This window comes from Acidilutibacter cellobiosedens (assembly GCF_004103715.1).
Taxonomy (GTDB): domain Bacteria; phylum Bacillota; class Clostridia; order Tissierellales; family Acidilutibacteraceae; genus Acidilutibacter; species Acidilutibacter cellobiosedens.
On sequence record NZ_CP035282.1, the window covers coordinates 3,689,235 to 3,707,986 of the forward strand.

General features: G+C 36.5%; 11 protein-coding genes and 3 rRNA genes. 3 read left to right on the top strand and 11 right to left on the bottom strand.

From position 1 onward, the window contains the following. Positions 1-2: 2 nt before the first annotated feature. Both EQM13_RS17830 and EQM13_RS17835 read right to left on the bottom strand, forming a co-directional pair. Entirely contained in the window at positions 3-695 is a 693-nt protein-coding gene (locus tag EQM13_RS17830) for a response regulator (RefSeq protein ID WP_071141198.1), read from the bottom strand. A 30-nt stretch (positions 696-725) separates the two neighbouring features. Next, positions 726-1,523: a peptidase MA family metallohydrolase gene (locus EQM13_RS17835; RefSeq protein ID WP_071141197.1), complete on the bottom strand. Its 798-nt coding sequence runs from the start codon at positions 1,521-1,523 to the stop codon at positions 726-728. Positions 1,524-1,849: 326 nt separating this feature from the next. Between EQM13_RS17835 and EQM13_RS17840 the strand changes: the two genes are divergently transcribed. Together EQM13_RS17840 and EQM13_RS17845 are read left to right on the top strand one after the other, a co-directional pair. After that, positions 1,850-4,552, top strand: coding sequence for a calcium-translocating P-type ATPase, SERCA-type (locus tag EQM13_RS17840; protein WP_128753402.1), 2,703 nt, complete (start codon positions 1,850-1,852; stop codon positions 4,550-4,552). Between the two features lie 215 nt (positions 4,553-4,767). Continuing rightward, positions 4,768-6,069 carry a S8 family peptidase gene (locus EQM13_RS17845; protein ID WP_071141195.1) on the top strand — a complete coding sequence of 434 codons (1,302 nt, stop codon included), beginning with the start codon at positions 4,768-4,770 and terminating at the stop codon, positions 6,067-6,069. Positions 6,070-6,306: 237 nt separating this feature from the next. Here EQM13_RS17845 and EQM13_RS18945 read toward each other — a convergent pair whose 3' ends face one another. The 4 genes from EQM13_RS18945 to EQM13_RS17865 form a co-directional block, all read right to left on the bottom strand. After that, positions 6,307-7,851, bottom strand: a complete 1,545-nt coding sequence (locus EQM13_RS18945) for a peptidoglycan DD-metalloendopeptidase family protein (protein ID WP_128753403.1) — start codon at positions 7,849-7,851, stop codon at positions 6,307-6,309. A gap of 339 nt (positions 7,852-8,190) precedes the next feature. Continuing rightward, positions 8,191-8,307, bottom strand: a 5S ribosomal RNA gene (rrf, locus tag EQM13_RS17855). Positions 8,308-8,371: 64 nt separating this feature from the next. Further along, positions 8,372-11,303 (bottom strand): 23S ribosomal RNA (locus tag EQM13_RS17860). Positions 11,304-11,407: 104 nt separating this feature from the next. After that, positions 11,408-12,937, bottom strand: a 16S ribosomal RNA gene (locus EQM13_RS17865). The 16S, 23S and 5S rRNA genes sit together here, the layout of an rRNA operon. A gap of 405 nt (positions 12,938-13,342) precedes the next feature. Between EQM13_RS17865 and yyaC the strand changes: the two genes are divergently transcribed. Then, positions 13,343-13,969, top strand: coding sequence for a spore protease YyaC (gene yyaC / locus EQM13_RS17870; protein ID WP_071141326.1), 627 nt, complete (start codon positions 13,343-13,345; stop codon positions 13,967-13,969). Positions 13,970-13,996: 27 nt separating this feature from the next. Here the strand turns inward: yyaC and EQM13_RS17875 are convergent, their stop codons facing one another. The 5 genes from EQM13_RS17875 to ade all read right to left on the bottom strand — a co-directional run bounded on the left by EQM13_RS17875 (position 13,997) and on the right by ade (position 18,715). Beyond that, entirely contained in the window at positions 13,997-14,272 is a 276-nt protein-coding gene (locus tag EQM13_RS17875; protein WP_071141325.1) for a YkuS family protein, read from the bottom strand. Between the two features lie 51 nt (positions 14,273-14,323). Continuing rightward, the gene (locus tag EQM13_RS17880) at positions 14,324-15,214 is read right to left on the bottom strand and encodes a diacylglycerol/lipid kinase family protein (protein WP_128753404.1); all 891 of its coding nucleotides are present in this window, start codon (positions 15,212-15,214) and stop codon (positions 14,324-14,326) included. A gap of 5 nt (positions 15,215-15,219) precedes the next feature. Continuing rightward, complete coding sequence (locus tag EQM13_RS17885; protein WP_128753405.1) at positions 15,220-15,735, bottom strand: DUF4446 family protein; 516 nt, start codon at positions 15,733-15,735, stop codon at positions 15,220-15,222. A gap of 14 nt (positions 15,736-15,749) precedes the next feature. After that, positions 15,750-16,892 carry an aminotransferase class V-fold PLP-dependent enzyme gene (locus EQM13_RS17890; protein ID WP_071141322.1) on the bottom strand — a complete coding sequence of 381 codons (1,143 nt, stop codon included), beginning with the start codon at positions 16,890-16,892 and terminating at the stop codon, positions 15,750-15,752. Between the two features lie 104 nt (positions 16,893-16,996). Next, on the bottom strand, positions 16,997-18,715 hold the full coding sequence (gene ade / locus EQM13_RS17895; RefSeq protein ID WP_128753406.1) for an adenine deaminase: 1,719 nt from the start codon (positions 18,713-18,715) through the stop codon (positions 16,997-16,999). Positions 18,716-18,752: the final 37 nt, after the last annotated feature.

Here is an 18,752-nt window from a genome sequence, read left to right on the forward strand (position 1 = left end):
TATTAGCCCCTCCTGAAGTAGTATCCTATCCCTCGTTTTGTAAGTATATATTTATAATCTCCATTTCCATCCTCTATTTTTTCTCGCAATCTCCTCACCGTTACATCAACAGTTCGTATGTCCCCATAATATTCATATCCCCAGACCTCTTGCAAAAGTTGCTCTCTCGAAAATACCTGTTCACTTCGTTGAGCTAAAAATTTTAATAGTTCAAATTCTCTTAGGGTTAAATCTAAAACTTTCCCATTTTTTTGAACTTCATATTTGTTTAAATCTATATATAAATCTCCGGATACAATAATTTCTCCCCCGTTTCCTTCGCTACTTGAAAAATCAACTCTTCTTAGATTTGCTTTAACCCTAGCTATAAATTCTCTCATACTAAATGGCTTTGTAATATAATCGTCTGCCCCCAATTCGAGGCCCAATACCTTGTCCACTTCTTCTTCTTTAGCGGTAAGCATAAGAACAGGTGTTTTTAAATCCTTCCTTATTTCCTTCAATACCTGAAATCCGTCCTTCTTTGGAAGCATAATATCTAATACTATCAAATCAGGGCCACGTTTATATGCTTTATCTACTGCCTCTTCTCCATCATAGGCTGTTTCTACCAAAAATCCTTCTTTCTCTAAATTAAATTTTAAAATATCCGCAATACTTTTTTCATCATCAACTACCAATATCTTTCTACTCATTAAAATCACTCCAAATTATCAATATTTAAGTTATTCTATATCTTTGATATTAACTTTAAGAACAGTATTAACCGAAGAATTAATATTGTGCCCCTGGGAGAGATCGTCTAACAAGGCATTAAGTTTATCAAATCCGTAATTATCTATTATATCTTTTAATACTTCATAAGATTTTCTGTAAGCAATTTTTTGATCTATTCCTTCAAAGTTTTTATTTAAATCCTCTAATGTAATTCCTTTTGTTTGACCTTTCCCCATTTCCCATGAAAACCCTATAGTTGCCTTCTCCATATAAAGAGCAATTCCCTCTGTAAGCCATTCAGGATAATTTCCCTTGGTCTTACCGTCTATTATAAAATGAACAAACTCATGAACTGCAGGAGTATTTTCTCTATATATATCCTCCATATTCTCTCGTTCATCAATCCATGCTCTTGGAGAAAGAATACTTATTATTCCGCAGGTATATGCTCCTACCGGGGGCTGCCCCTTATTTAAGCCTATTATATCCATCAGCGTTTTCCCATCTTCATAAATAATCACCGTAACCCTCTCCTGAGGATAATACTCGAACTGCTTACAAATATAATTATAATTTTCTTCTAAAATTTCCCCTGTAGTTTTTGCCCATTCACTGTCTGATTCTTTAAATTTAATATTAAAATTTTTTGTATATAAAACGTTATATTCTTCCGTTCTTCTAAGTATCTTTTCACTTATAGCCATTTTCGTTAGAGGATAAAACCATATTTTAAAATAGCTGTTGCAAATGAAAACAAGAAACATAAATATTAAAAAAACCGAAGTATAAAACAGAACTTTCTTCAATGGAAATTCCCCTTTATTTATCATATTATTAAAAAATTTATATATATTATTGAAATATCCAATTAAATAATATATAATAGTTAAAGAGGGGAGTAGCTTAAATCAATCAGTCGTCAATACGGTTAAAACCCGGCTAATTGTCCTACTTTATTAGGTAGCAAGACCTTTGTTTAAATAAATTTTCCGTTTGAACAAAGGTCTTTTTATATGCTCTTATATAGATTTTATCAGTTTATTCAAAAAGGTTCAACCATATTCCACAAACTGTTATATTTAATCTTCTCTCACCAAAACTATACTATATTATATTAGAAAGGGATGAATTTATGAACTGGTACAAGGAAAGTATCGAAAGTACCCTGGAAAAATTGGATACTGATCGATACAAAGGATTAAGCGAAGAAGAAAGTAAAAAGAGAATAGAAAAATACGGTTTAAACGAACTAAAAGAAAAAGATAAAAAAAGCTTTCTATCCAAGTTAATCGCTCAATTTAATGATTTTTTAGTTATTATATTAATTGTTGCCAGTATTGTATCTATGCTGGTAGGTGAAAAAACAGACGCATTAATAATAATTGCTATAGTTATTGTCAATGCCATATTAGGTCTGGTGCAAGAAGGAAAGGCAGAAAAGTCATTAGAAGCTCTTAAAAAGATGGCTTCTCCTTACGGAAAAGTATTAAGAGATGGACATGTCATCCATATTCCTTCAAATAAAATTGTTCCCGGCGATGTTGTTCTTCTTGAAGCCGGAGATATTATTCCCGCTGATTTGAGACTTATAGAAAGTTATAATCTCAAAGTTGAAGAAGCTTCCCTTACAGGAGAATCCGTTCCTGTAGATAAGGATGGGGAGAAAGTTATATCTGAAGATGCCGGCATCGGAGACAGAACAAATACAGCCTATATGAGTACAGTAGTAACTTATGGAAGAGGAAAAGGTATAGTAGTGGGAACAGGAGAAAATACAGAAATAGGAAAAATCGCTACAATGATACAAACCTATGAGGAAGAAGCAACTCCTCTACAGAAAAAACTGAATCAATTGGGTAAATATTTAGGAATGGGATGTATAGTTATATGTGCATTAGTATTTTTAATGGGAATAATTGAGGGAGAAAACATCTTAGATATGTTTATGGTCTCCGTCAGTTTGGCTGTCGCAGCTATTCCTGAAGGACTTCCTGCAGTAGTAACCATAGTCCTTGCATTGGGAATGAACAAAATGGTTAAAAGGAATGCTATAGTAAAAAGGCTCCTTGCAGTGGAAACCTTAGGGTGTACTACAACTATATGTTCAGATAAGACAGGTACTTTGACTCAAAATGAAATGACCGTAGTAAAAACTTATACCATTAATAATTTAACTTCTGTAACAGGTAAGGGATATGCTCCTGAAGGAGAATTTATATCCGAAAAAGCTAAAATTGTTCCTCAGGAAAATAAAGATTTAAATTTACTTTTATCTATCAATGTTTTATGTAACGATGCTACCCTTGAATTGTCTCAGGATAATATCTATAAAATAGTAGGTGATCCAACAGAAGGGGCATTGGTTACTCTTGCTGAGAAAGGTAATCTCAAAAAGAAAGACATGATGGATAAATATCCCAGAATAGCAGAAATACCTTTTGATTCAGATAGGAAGATGATGACTACATTCCATGAAAATTATCCTATTGGAAAGATAGTATCCTTCACAAAGGGTGCTCCCGACATAATTGTTGACAGGTGTAATAGGGTTTATATAAATGGAGAAATCAGACCTTTAACGGAGGAAATCAAAAAAAATATACTTGAAATGAACAATTCTTTTTCAAGAGATGCATTAAGAGTCTTAGCTTCCAGTTGCAATATTTATGATGAACTCCCCAAGGATTTAAGCTCAGAAAATATAGAAAATAACTTGATATTTGTAGGTCTGGTTGGAATGATCGATCCGCCGAGAAATGAAGCTATAGAATCCATTAAATCATGTAAAAATGCCGGAATTAACACCATAATGATTACGGGGGACTATAAGGAAACTGCCTTTGCAGTGGCTAAAGAACTGGGATTGGCCGAAAATATAGAAGAAGCCGTAACAGGTGAAGATCTAAATAAAATGAGTGACGAAGAATTAAAAGAAAAAGTAAAGAATATTAAAATATATGCCAGAGTTTCGCCTGAACATAAAGTAAGAATAGTTAATGCTTTAAAAAGCAACGGAGAAATTGTTGCTATGACCGGAGACGGAGTAAATGACGCATTAGCTCTTAAAAAAGCCGACATCGGGGTTTCCATGGGAATTACAGGAACCGATGTGGCAAAAAACACAGCGGATGTTATACTTACTGATGATAATTTTGCAAGTATCGTTTCAGCAGTAGAGGAAGGAAGAATAATATACTCTAATATTAGAAAATTCGTCTTCTTTCTGTTATCCTGTAATATTGGTGAAATACTCATAGTATTCTTAAGCCTATTATTTAATGTTCCTGTACCTCTAATTCCTATACAGCTTTTGTGGCTAAATTTAGTTACCGATAGCTTCCCTGCATTAGCATTGGGAGTAGAAAGAGGAGAACCGGATATAATGAACAATTCTCCAAGAGATCCTAAAGAGTCTATACTGAATAAGTCCATGATTGTAGGAATTGCAATTCAAAGTATAGCTATAACTGTTGCAGTACTTTTAGCATACAGATGGGGGTTGAAAGTTTATGGATATGACAATTTAATTATGCCAAGAACCATAGCCTTTACAACCCTTATACTTTCTGAACTGATAAGGTCATTTTCAAGCAGGTCGGAAAGATACACCCTGTTTAAAATAGGTTTCTTTACAAATAAGACCATAATATATGCAAATTTGATTTCTTTATTGCTTCTGTTTGTAGTATTATACATCCCATTCTTGCAGACTGTATTTAAAATCGATACAATGGCTTGGAGAGAATGGAGTGTTGTATTAAGATTCTGTCTTATACCTATTATAGCCGGAGAATTAAATAAAGTCACATTAAAAAGTATACATCAAAAAAATTAACTGACTTTAAGCCAATGAATAAAAATTTCATTGGCTTATTTTTTATACTTTATATAGGAATTACACTCCGCTTAATATAATTTATTAAGCTGATTTTAAAAGGGCTATTTAATTTATTTTTTTATACATTTTTATTTTTTTATTATCATATTATCAAGTAAAAGCACATTTTATTTTTTTCAGCATAAATTAGAACAAGGAAGGTGGTTCTAATTATGGAAAAAACGAATAAACCTAAACTTTGTCCTATATTGAGCGCAAAAATATCATCTCAGTCAATAGAAAAGCTGCCTGTTATAATTCAGATGAAAGACAATAATGCTGATAATATAAACAATTTGGCTTATGGACTGGAAGGTGAGAAGAAGAAAGAATTGCCCTTGATTAAGGGAATTGCATGTAATTTAACCACAGACCTTATATACAAATTAGCGGAAGACCCAAATATTGAGTATATAAGTTTTGATTCAAAAGTTTTTGCTCTTCTCGATGTTGCTACAAAATCAATAGATTCTAAATATCCCCATGACCAAGGATATTTAGGTCAAGGAATCACTATTGCCGTAGTAGATACAGGGGTTGCTCCTCACAACGATTTAATTAAACCTAATAACAGAATTGTTGGCTTTAAGGATTTTGTGAACAATAAAACCACCCCTTATGATGATAATGGTCATGGAACCCATGTTTCCGGTATATTAGCAGGCAATGGATATTCTTCGCAAAAAAAATATCAAGGTGTCGCCCCTGAAGCATCCATATTAGGAGTAAAGGTTCTGGATGAAAGCGGAAGTGGAAATACTTCCGATATAATCGATGCAATTTCCTGGATAATAAAAACAAAGAATGAATATAATACAAAAATAATAAATTTATCTTTAGGTAGCCCTGCAAATAATCCATGTTCCTCAGATCCTCTTTGTAAAGCCGTAGAGCAAGCTGTAAATAATGGAATATGCGTTGTTGTCGCAGCAGGAAATAGTGGTCCTGCCTCTAAAACCATATTATCCCCTGGAATAAGTCCTAACGTCATTACGGTAGGAGCCATGAATGATAGACGAACTTCTGGTACTCCTAAAAATACTATACCCTCTTTCTCAAGCAGAGGGCCTACAAAAGAAGGGTTAAATAAACCCGATCTTGTAGCTCCGGGAGTAAATATAATGTCTTTATCAAATACACGTCTTGATGGATATATTTCCTTAAGCGGAACCAGTATGGCAACTCCTCTTGTATCTGGAAGTATAGCTTTGATACTGCAAAAACAAAAAAATTTATCTCCTAAAGAAATCAAAAATATACTTATGGATTCTTGTGTTGATTTAAAAGATAATCAAGAAAATCAAGGCTCTGGAATGGTCAATTTAAAGAAAATATTTCATTCTTCGCAGGAAAATAATCTCGAAAATTCATTAGAAAAGGAAACTCCTTTTTCTAATTATCCTCACAAAGACAATTTTACAGAAAAAATTATCATTTTATTGATAATATTCTTACTTCTTGACAGGAATGTTTAAAGGCGCATAAATATTGGTACGGTATGAGTTGAGATATTAGGGATGAACCCTTAATACCTCAGCTTTTTTCATTAAATCTACATTCAGAAAACAGCCTAAAGATAAAAAAATGAAATTCATTAGGTCAAGTATAAATCAGGGTAAATAAGGCTTTCCTATGGGTTATAATAACAAAAGGACACAGGATAACTTGTTTATCCCGTGTCCGCTCTTTAAAAAAACTCAAAGCTTTCTTTTTTAATTTAAATAATTCAAAGGATTTTTATTAACCCCATTTTTAAGTACTTCAAAATGTAAATGAGGTCCGGTAGTTCTTCCTGTACTTCCTACCTGGGCAATTTTTTGTCCTTTATAAACTTTATCACCCTTTTTAACAAGTAATTTACTACAATGCCCATATTTTGTTATATAACCGTTTCCGTGATTTATTATAATCAAATTACCATAATCACCACTATAACCACTAAAGGTAACTTTTCCCCCATCAGCAGCAACAATAGAAGTTCCAGTCTTAGCTGCTAAGTCTACTCCTTTGTGCATTCTTCCATTTCTCATACCATACCTTGAAGAAATAAATCCTCTTGTAGGTAATCGGAATACCCCCGTCGCTATAGTCTTAGGAACTTCTTTTGTACCTTTAACTATTACTTCATCCAATGGTTTTTCTATTACTTCTTCTTTTATTATTTTCTTTTCTACTTCTACTCCGTTATGTTTTATAATTTGTGCTACAACTTGGCTCTTTCCTTCTTTTCCTTCTACCTTTGTCTTCTTTTCATTTTTATACATAGAACTATTTAATTCTATCTTTGTATCATAGTTTAAACTTTCAGTATAGTTCACCTCTTCTACTGTAACTGCCGTAAGAAGGGGTTTTGGAACTATCAAATTAACTTTATCGCCTGGGTAAACTTTTTCCGGATCAACGCCAGGATTTGCCTTTATCAAATTATCAACAGTCATATTATACTCTTTAGCTATAGTCCAATAGCTCTCTCCAGCTTCTACTATATGTTCTTTAACCTCATCCGTTCCCTTCTCTATAACAGCCAAAACTTCATCTTCGGTTTTTATCTGAGGCATAAATGTCATAACTTTAGTAGTCTTCACATTTTCCAACAAATTAATTTTTTCAATATTGGAATTTTCATTCTTTGCATTATTGAAGCTTTCTTTAAATCTCTTTATAATATTTTCTGCTTCCTGTTTTGATTTTAAAACTCCTACTTCTTTTTCATTAATTAATAGAGCATACCCTCCGACAAGAAAAGTTAACTTAGAATTTATAGCCTTTCTTAGATCATCATGAGAACTTAATTCTTTATCCTTTGAATGGACATTTTGAAAATCCAAATCTTTATTTATCAGCACATCCATATTATATGTATTTTGAAGTTTATTCTGGATTTCATTCATTATATCCGAAACTTCTTCTTTTGTTCTAACTGTTCCTATTTTATCCTCTCCCAAATATACTGCATAAGCTCTTGTCCTCACTTCATTGATCTTATAAATTGTTAATCCAAAAGTTGAAATGACAATTACCATAAAAATAGGAAGAACTTTTTTTAAACTAATATGTCTTATATTAAATTTTTTAATATTAAATTTTCTTTTCAAATCGTCTTTAAACTTAATATTATTTGTTCTATCTTTTAAATTATTAACACTACCTGAAATCTTATTTATCGTTAAGTTCTTTAGTCCTTTCAACTTATCAAGAAAAAATATCCATTTTTCTTTAAGGATATTACTATCTTTAAATCTATTAGGATCTTCCACATCAATCTCCTTCCCTGCATTTTATTTTTGAAACTATTTTGTAAACTATTTGTAACTCATTTGTAATAATATAATTATTATACCAACACTTTTAAAATTATTCAATACTAAAAATGAAAAGCATGTCTTAAATAATATTATATTCAATATAAAAGTTATTATTCTCTGAACACCACAGCATATAATGCTAACATTAGCAATTTTTCGTAATTAATAAACTAAGGAAACCTTTGTTGAAATCCATTTTAGATCAAATGCAAATTAAGGTAAATTAGATTTTCTTACAGGTTAAAACAAAAGCCCTACTTCGATAACCTTTATACGAAATAGAGCTTCTTTATCTGGCAACGTCCTACTCTCCCAGAGCGTTTCCACTCAAGTACCATCAGCACTGAAAGGCTTAACTTCTGTGTTCGGTATGGTTACAGGTGTTTCCCTCTCGTCCTTGTCACCAAATACTTTTTCCTTTTTTCCTTTTACTTCCTTACCCTTTTCCCTGAAAACTTTGAAGAAGAATCTTTAGGTCAAGCCCTCGACTTATTAGTTTCTCTCAGCTTAAAGTATTACTGCTCTTCCACCTGAGACCTATCTACCAGTTCGTCTTTCTGGTGTCTTACCTCCTTTGCGGAGTGGGAAATCTCTTCTTGAGGTCTGCTTCGTGCTTAGATGCCTTCAGCTCTTATCTTTCCCAGACTTAGCTTCTCAGCTCTGCCTCTGGCGAGACAACTGATTCACCATCGGTCTGTCCATCCCGGTCCTCTCGTACTAAGGACAGCTCCTCTCAAATTTCCTGCGCCTGCGACGGATAGGGACCGAACTGTCTCACGACGTTCTGAACCCAGCTCGCGTGCCTCTTTAATGGGCGAACAGCCCAACCCTTGGAACCTATTTCAGCCCCAGGATGAGACGAGCCGACATCGAGGTGCCAAACCTCCCCGTCGATGTGAACTCTTGGGGGAGATAAGCCTGTTATCCCCAGGGTAGCTTTTATCCGTTGAGCGATGGCCTTTCCACTCGGTGCCACCGGATCACTAAGTCCAAGTTTCCTTCCTGCTCCACCTGTATGTGTCGCAGTTAAGCTCCCTTCTGCCTTTACACTCTTCGTACGATTTCCAACCGTACTGAGGGAACCTTTGAGCACCTCCGTTACTCTTTGGGAGGTGACCGCCCCAGTCAAACTGCCCAACTGACAGTGTCCCTGTACTGGCTTCACAGTACTTGGTTAGAATTTCAATATCATAAGAGTGGTATCCCACTTTTGACTCCATAAATGCTGGCGCACTTACTTCTCTGCCTCCCACCTATTCTGTACATATGATATCAAAATCCAATGTCAGCCTACAGTTAAGCTCCATGGGGTCTTTCCGTCCTGTCGCAGGTAACACGCATCTTCACGTGTACTACAATTTCACCGGATCCCTTGTTGAGACAGTGCCCAAGTCGTTACACCTTTCGTGCGGGTCGGAACTTACCCGACAAGGAATTTCGCTACCTTAGGACCGTTATAGTTACGGCCGCCGTTTACTGGGGCTTAAGTTCTAAGCTTCGTATTTCTACTGACTCTTCCCCTTAACCTTCCAGCACCGGGCAGGTGTCAGCCCCTATACTTCGTCTTTCGACTTCGCAGAGACCTGTGTTTTTGGTAAACAGTCGCTTGGGCCCTTTCACTGCGGCCGGATTATTTCCCAGCCGTTTGGCCTTCTCTTCTTCCGGCACCCCTTCTCCCGAAGTTACGGGGCTATTTTGCCGAGTTCCTTAACAAGGGTTCTTCCGTGCGTCTTAGGATTCTCTCCTCGCCTACCTGTGTCGGTTTCCGGTACGGGCAATCATATGCTCGATAGTGCCTTTTCTTGGCAGTTTGGATTCGGATGCTTCGCTACTTCTTTTTTCGCTCCCCATCACCTCTCATAACTCTTTCACGGTTTTCCCTATGAAAGCTTACTTCAGGCTTAGACACACTTTTCCATCTGTGTGCTCATCTTATCCTCCTGCGTCAGCACCTCTCTCTAACGCATATTCTTGGTACAGGATTCTCAACCTGTTGTCCATCGCCTACGCCTTTCGGCCTCGGCTTAGGTCCCGACTTACCCTGAGCGGACGAGCCTTCCTCAGGAACCCTTAGGCTTTCGACGGGCAAGTTTCTCACTTGCCTTTTCGCTACTCATGCCAGCATTCTCTCTTCTGTTTCGTCCACTACTCCTTTCGGTATAGCTTCTTCCTCACAGATTGCTCCTCTACCGATATTTCTATCCCACAGCTTCGGTGTCAGGTTTAGCCCCGGAAATCTTCGGCGCAACGTCACTTGACCAGTGAGCTATTACGCACTCTTTAAATGTATGGCTGCTTCTAAGCCAACATCCTGGTTGTCTCCGTAACTTCACATCCTTTGCCACTTAACCTGCACTTTGGGACCTTAGCTGGTGATCTGGGCTCTTTCCCTTTTGACTACGAAACTTATCTCCCGCAGTCTGACTCCTATTTCTATGAGTATGGCATTCGCAGTTTGATAGGTTTTGGTAACACTTTGTGCCCCTTTACCATTCAGTGCTCTACCTCCATCTCACTTTCCATAAGGCTAGCCCTAAAGCTATTTCGAGGAGAACCAGCTATCTCCGGGTTCGTTTGGCATTTCACCCCTACCCACAGTTCATCCGATAGTTTTTAAACACTAATCGGTTCGAGCCTCCACGAAATTTTACTTCCCTTTCACTCTGACCATGGGTAGCTCACCCGGTTTCGGGTCTACTATATGCAACTTTCGCCCTATTCAGACTCGGTTTCCCTACGGCTCCGCAGCTTCACTGCTTAACCTTGCTGCATATCGTAACTCGCTGGCCCGTTCTACAAAAAGTACGCAGTCACACTTTCTAATAGTGCTCCTACTGCTTGTAGGCATAGGGTTTCAGGTTCTTTTTCACTCCCCTCCCGGGGTTCTTTTCGCCTTTCCCTCACGGTACTATTCCTCTATCGGTCATCGGTTAGTATTTAGCCTTGGGAGGTGGTCCTCCCTGCTTCCCACCGGATTTCTCGTGTCCTGTGGTACTCTGGTTCACAACTGTCGAGTTTCTTTGTTTCGCCTACAGGGCTTTCACCTTCTCTGGCGGAACTTCCCAGTCCCTTCGGCTGCTTTTCTTCTCTCCTTATGTTGTGCCCTCAACCCCGAAGGTTTAACCCTCCGGTTTGGGCTCTTTCCTTTTCGCTCGCCGCTACTCTGAAAATCGATTTTTCTTTCTCTTCCTTGGGGTACTTAGATGTTTCAGTTCCCCCAGTCTCCCTTCATTCACCTATTTATTCAGTGCATGATGCCTGAGGTTTGCTCAGGCGGGTTCCCCCATTCGGATATCTCCGGATCTAAGTCTGTTTGCGACTCCCCGAAGCATTTCGGCGCTTACCCCGTCCTTCTTCGGCTTCCGATGCCAAGGCATTCACCCTATGCCCTTATTTGCTTGACCTACTTCTTTTCTTCTTCTTTACTTTTCAGTTCTCAAGGTTCTAACTTCTACACTAATTAAAGTGTATATATAAATTAAGACAGTGGGAATTAAATTCTCCTTAGAAAGGAGGTGATCCAGCCGCACCTTCCGATACGGCTACCTTGTTACGACTTCACCCCAGTCATTAACCCTGCCTTCGACGGCTGCTCCCCTTTCGGGTTCGCTTACCGGCTTCGGGTATTGTCAACTCCCATGGTGTGACGGGCGGTGTGTACAAGACCCGGGAACGCATTCACCGCAGCATGCTGATCTGCGATTACTAGCAACTCCAGCTTCATGCAGGCGGGTTGCAGCCTGCAATCCGAACTGGGATCGGCTTTTTGGGATTTGCTTCGCCTTACGGTGTCGCTTCCCTCTGTACCGACCATTGTAGCACGTGTGTAGCCCAAGACATAAAGGGCATGATGATTTGACGTCATCCCCACCTTCCTCCGATTTATCACCGGCAGTCCTTTTAGAGTCCTCAGCTTTACCTGTTAGTAACTAAAAGTAAGGGTTGCGCTCGTTGCGGGACTTAACCCAACATCTCACGACACGAGCTGACGACAACCATGCACCACCTGTCTCCTCTGTCTCCTAAAAGCCGTATATATCTCTATATACTTCAGAGGGATGTCAAGCCTTGGTAAGGTTCTTCGCGTTGCATCGAATTAAACCACATGCTCCGCTGCTTGTGCGGGTCCCCGTCAATTCCTTTGAGTTTCAATGTTGCCATCGTACTCCCCAGGCGGAGTGCTTATTGCGTTAGCTGCGGCACTGAGCTTTGACACCCAACACCTAGCACTCATCGTTTACGGCGTGGACTACCAGGGTATCTAATCCTGTTTGCTCCCCACGCTTTCGTGCCTCAGCGTCAGTTTAAGTCCAGAGAGTCGCCTTCGCCACTGGTATTCCTCCTAATATCTACGCATTTCACCGCTACACTAGGAATTCCACTCCCCTCTCCTTAACTCAAGCTGAACAGTTTCATATGCTTATTAAAGTTAAGCCTTAACCTTTCACATCTGACTTGTTCAGCCGCCTACGCACCCTTTACGCCCAATAATTCCGGACAACGCTCGCCCCCTACGTATTACCGCGGCTGCTGGCACGTAGTTAGCCGGGGCTTCCTCCTCGGGTACCGTCATTATCTTCCCCTAGGACAGAGCTTTACGATCCTAAAACCTTCTTCGCTCACGCGGCGTTGCTGCATCAGAGTTCCCTCCATTGTGCAATATTCCCCACTGCTGCCTCCCGTAGGAGTCTGGACCGTGTCTCAGTTCCAATGTGGCCGTTCACCCTCTCAGGCCGGCTACCCATCGTCGCCTTGGTAGGCTTTTACCCTGCCAACCAGCTAATGGGACGCGAGGTCATCTCACACCGATATTCTTTAACTTACTCTGCATGCGCAGTGTAAGTATCATAGGGTATTAATCCCGGTTTCCCGAGGCTATCCCCTTGTGCGAGGCAGATTCCTCACGCGTTACTCACCCGTCCGCCGCTAAGGAATACGTATTCTTCCCGAAGGCTTCCTAAGTATTCCCTCGCTCGACTTGCATGTGTTAAGCACGCCGCCAGCGTTCGTCCTGAGCCAGGATCAAACTCTCAATTTAAAGTTTGCCTTTGCTCTTATCAAACACTAACTTCTTTTTTATAACTTATTTTTTACTCAAATTTATTCCCACTGTTTAATTTTCTTGGTTCAGCGTTGACTTACCGTCAACTCTTAATACTATAACAGCTTTTCTTTTCTGTGTCAAGTCTTTTTTTTCGTTTTTTGAAACCTATAAAAAAATCTCATTTTATCTTAATATATCAATGCTTAGATAGAATCTTTTTTCACCATACCAAATATTTACATTATAAAATTCAATTTTAAAATAATTTGTTTAGTTATATTTTCAAAAATTTTTATTATTGATAATTACTCAGTATTTCTAAAAGTATTTATGGTAATACTTCTATTATTAGAAATAATTTAATACAAATATAATAAATATCTGATCTGGAGGTTAAAAATGAATTTCATATTAGATTCTCAGGAAATAAATTCAAACTCTCCTTATGCAATACGAGATTTTAGTAATATCATATTAAAATATTTATCCGAAAAATATAGTCATAACTACAAGGAACTGTTATTTGTCTGTATTGGTACAGACAGAGCTACAGGAGATTCTTTAGGACCTTTGGTAGGCCATAAGCTGACGCCTATATTATCAAAGTATAAGAATATTCATATTTTAGGAACTTTAAACGAGCCTATCCATGCAAAAAATCTCGAATCTAAAATTGAATTTATTAAAAATAACTTTGAAAATCCTTTCTTAATAGCAATCGATGCATCTCTTGGAAGATTTGATAAAATAGGAATGATAAATATTAAAAAGGGGTCCCTCAAGCCTGGTCTGGGAGTCAATAAAAAGCTTCCAAACATAGGGGATATCAGTATTACCGGAGTTGTAAATATCGGTGGAATTATGGAATACGTAGTACTCCAAAATACCAGATTAAGCTTAGTAATGACTATGGCGGATATTATCACCAGAAGTATCCACCTCGCAGTCTATAAGCATTTTATAGAAGACAATTCTGTAAACAGAGCTATTCAAATCAAACAAAATGACCAATTTTTTAAAAATTAGTCATTTTGTTTGAATAATAGAACGATTTTAAAATAATGGAGTGTAAATTCTATTCTTAATTATCTTATCTATTTCGTCTATAGATTTATTATTTGCATTTATAAGTATTGCTCCTTTATTATAACTATCGAGCTCATCATTATAATCATAATCTCCAATATAAGGTGTCTCATTTCCTTCATTCATATATACTATAGCATCCGACTCTACTCCGTCTTCCATAGAAATAATATTGTATCCCCGGCGTTTTAGTTCGTCCTTAATTTCATTTAAACTGTCTTGAACTGCCACCTTTTTCCCCATTTTCTATTCCTCCCAAAGGTTTTTACAATATTATTCTCTTTAAAAAATTTTTTATTCACAAACAACGTTTAATCCCTTATTGTTGATGGTAAAAGATGCTTCTTCACCTATTTCCTTTAATTCTCCATCTATATTTAGCCATAATCTTTCTAAACCCTTAATTTTTATTTCCTTTCCTTTATAAATATTTACATATTTTCTAAATTTTATATGTTCTCCCCAAAAAATTGAAGGAAAAACCAAAAATAACTTAACAATATTTATTCTTCTTATAACACAAACATTAAAATAACCATCCTCTATTATAGCAGAAGGACAAATTTTCATTCCTCCGCCATAATATTTTCCATTTCCAATTGCCGCAAGAATAACTTCCTCATTTAAGTGCATGTTATCTATTTCAATTTCTAATATTTTATATTTATAACTTAATAAAGTTCTTATAAAGCCTATTACATAAGATATCCTGCCATTTATTCTTGACCTAATTTCCCAAATATTTTTAATTACTTCGGAATCTAAGCCTATACTTGCAATATTTAAAAAAAGATTATTATTTACAAAGCATGTATCAATTTTCTTTGAGTTCCCTATTAGGATTAACCTTAAGGCTTCTCTTGGGTTTTCAGGAATTTTTAATGTCCTTGCAAGATCATTTCCGGTCCCCCCAGGAATAATTCCTAAAATTCCCTTTCCGCCTCTCATTATTCCCGTAGCGACTTCATTAATGGTTCCGTCTCCTCCTACAGCAACTATAATTTTATGCCCCTTAGAAATACCTTCCTTAGCAATTTTTATTGCTTCTTTTGGAGCATGTGTTATGCTGATATCATATTTTTTTTTGTTTTCTTCCATTGTACTCTTAATTATTGAAATCAAGCTTTTTGCTCTTCCATTCCCTGCTATGGGATTTATAATAAAAAGTATGCTATCCATTATCATCCTACCTATCCATTAATGTTTTGTTCTCCTCTTATAGCTCTGTCTATGGCTTGCATTTCCTCAACAGAAAGAGGATATTTTGATTTTCCTCCTTCTACTGATTTTGCATATGAATTCGAGTAATCCCTGCTATATATATTGGTAATAATTACTCCATTTAAATTACTATCAAGAAGAGCTATTGAAAAACTCAATTCACTTCCCATATCAGGAAAGGCATTATATCTTATAAACCCTATTTTCTGAATTGCAAATTTGAACCTTTTATTCAAATCATCATATTTATTTTCTAACCTTGCATTATCTATTTTTATTTCATTTACTTCATTTAAACATTCATTCATCATTTCTTCTAAATTTACTCCATCTACATTCTTCACTAAATTGTTATATTTATCTGTAATTCTTGATATTCTAAACTCCGATATTATATACAATATAATGACGACGAGTAGACTTATTATAAGTCCGCATATTATTTCAATATTATAATAAGATACAATATCTTTAATTAATTCCATATAGTTCTCCTCTCCTAAATTTGTCTTGATATGTTTCTAATTGCATCTATTCCAATTTCAATTTCTTCATGAGTATTAAAAATACCAAAACTAAATCTGATTACTCCTTGCTTAAAAGTTCCTATCGTTTTATGAGCAAGAGGTGCACAGTGTAATCCCGCTCTCGTCCCTATATCATACTCCTCGTCTAAGATACAGCTTACCTCTGAAGAATCCTCGTCTCTGATATTCAAAGAAACTACCGCTCCTTGCTCTTTTACATTTGCCGGACCATAAACCTTTACACCTGGAATCTTAGTTACCCCATCTATAAAATGTTCCGTTAGCTCTTCCTCATGCTTTCTAATCCTATCTATCCCATAATTCATAATATATTTTATACCTTCTCCTAATCCAATTATCCCAGGAGCATTAAGAGTTCCGCTTTCATACTTATCCGGAAGTACATCCGGCTGTATTAACGAATTTGAAAAACTTCCCGTTCCTCCTTCCTTTAGTTCCTTAAGATTTATCCCATCTCTGATATAAAGCCCTCCTGTCCCTTGTGGTCCCAAAAGTCCCTTATGTCCCGGGAAGGCAAGTAAATCTATGTTCATATTTTCTACATCAATATTGTATACTCCTGCCGACTGTGCAGCATCTACCAAATAAATAATGTGGTGTTTTTTAGCGATTTCTCCAATACTCTTTATAGGCAGGATAGTTCCTGTAAGATTAGAAATATGAGTCGTTACTATAAGTTTTGTATTTTTTTTAATACGCCTTTCAATATCTTCAGGGTTAATCCGCCCCATTTTATCTCCATATATTACAGTAGTTTCTACCCCAAAATCTTGAAGTGCTCTTAAGGGCCTTAAAACTGAATTATGTTCCATGGATGTAGTGATCGCATGATCTCCGCGCCCTAATAAACCCTTTATTCCTATATTCAAGCTTTCCGTACAATTAGAAGTAAATATTACATTCATTGAATTTTTTATATTAAACAGCTTAGAAATTATTTCTCTGGTTTCATATACACCTCTTCCCGCTTGAAGTGATAATTTATGTCCTGAACGTCCCGGATTCGCTCCGTATTCTCTCATTGCCTGCATCATTTTATTGTAAACAATTGTAGGCTTTGGATAAGACGTTGCTGCATTATCAAAATATATCATAGTCTTCGCCCCCAACAGATATTTACATACTTAATTATATCATATTATATGTAATACCATGGAAAAAATTGAAGCGTAAAATAGTCCATATACATTCTTTAATATTACAAAGAAATATCTATGAATTTAAAATTAGTTACGTCAAATAGCCCTAAATCCGTAACCTTAATTTCCGGAATAACAGGAAGAGCTATAAAAGCCAACGTCATAAAGGGTTCCAAATCCCTATTAACGTGAAGTTTCTCATAAGCTATTTCAATCATTCCTTTAAGTTCTTTACTCACCTCTTTTAAAGGCTTTTTTGACATTATTCCTCCTATTTCCAGGGAAAGGCTTTTAAGAATTTTCTTTTCCGATACTAAAGTTAATCCTCCCCCTATTCTCTTTATTTCTTCTACTGCTTGGGCCATATCTTCATCATTATCACCTATAACTATCAAATTGTGAGAATCGTGCGCTATGGTAGAAGCAATTGCTCCATTTCTTAATTGAAAATTCTTCACCAATCCCAACCCTACATTTCCTGTACCTTTATGCCTTTCTATTACAGCTACCTTAAGGATATCCTTCCCATCTGAAACAAATTTGCCGTTTACAACATTTACTTTTTCTTTTACTTTTTTGGTAACTACATTATGGGGAAGAAGTTCTATAACATTTGCCTTATCTGACTTAAGGTTTATTTCCAATTTATCCATTGTAAAATCCTTTATATTTACCGTATTTTCAACTTTATGAATATCTGACGGCTGAACGTCAAATAAAGGTTCTCCCTTTTCTGCCACTATCTTACCTTCCTTAAACACTTTTAATATATTTAAGCTCTTAAGATCATCAATTACTACGAGATCTGCTATATAGCCTGGAGCAATAGCCCCCTTCCCTTTAAGTTTGTAACATTGGGCTGCATTAATGGTAGCCATTTTTATTGCATCTATTGGTTCTATACCTTCTTTTACTGCAAGCCTTATATTATTGTCTATATGACCGTTTTCCAAAATATCTTCAGGGTGCTTGTCATCTGTACAGAAAAGACATCTGTTTATATTATTTTTATTAACTTCTCCAATAAGAGTCCTTAAATTTTTCGTTGCAGAACCTTCTCTTATAAGAATGTACATCCCTACCCGCAGCCTATCTTCCATCTCCTTTATTGTGGTACATTCATGATCTGTCCTTACTCCGGAAACCGCATAGGCATTCAATTTTTTCCCTTCTATTACCGGGCCATGACCATCTATTAATTTGTCTCCGGCCATGAGAATTTTATCCAACACATCATCGTCTCCATTTATAACTCCCGGATAATTCATCAATTCTCCTAATCCCAGCACCCGGTCTTCATTTATCAACTTTTTCAAATCATCTGCTTTCAGTACGGCTCCTGAATTTTCAAAGGAAGTTGCCGGAACACAACTCGGAAGCATTATCTGTACATCTAAAGGAATATTTTCACTATCCTTTAATATGTATTTAATTCCGTCTAGTCCCTTTACATTTCCAATCTCATGAGGATCTGCTATTACTGTAGTCGTTCCGCAGGGAACGACTGCCTTCGCAAATTGACTGGGGCTTACCATTGATGATTCAATATGGACATGCCCGTCTATAAATCCGGGAGCAATATAAGTTCCCGTCAAATCCATTTCCACTTCTCCGAAATATTTTCCTATTCCTACAATTTTATCGTTCCATATAGCTATATCTCCTTGAATTATTTCATTAGTAAAAACATTAATAACATTACAGTTTTTTAAGACCAAAGAAGCTTTTTTGTCTCCCCTTGCCACATCTATCATATCTTTCAGCATATGTTTATTCATTTTTCTTAACTACCTCCCGTTTATATAAATAATAAAT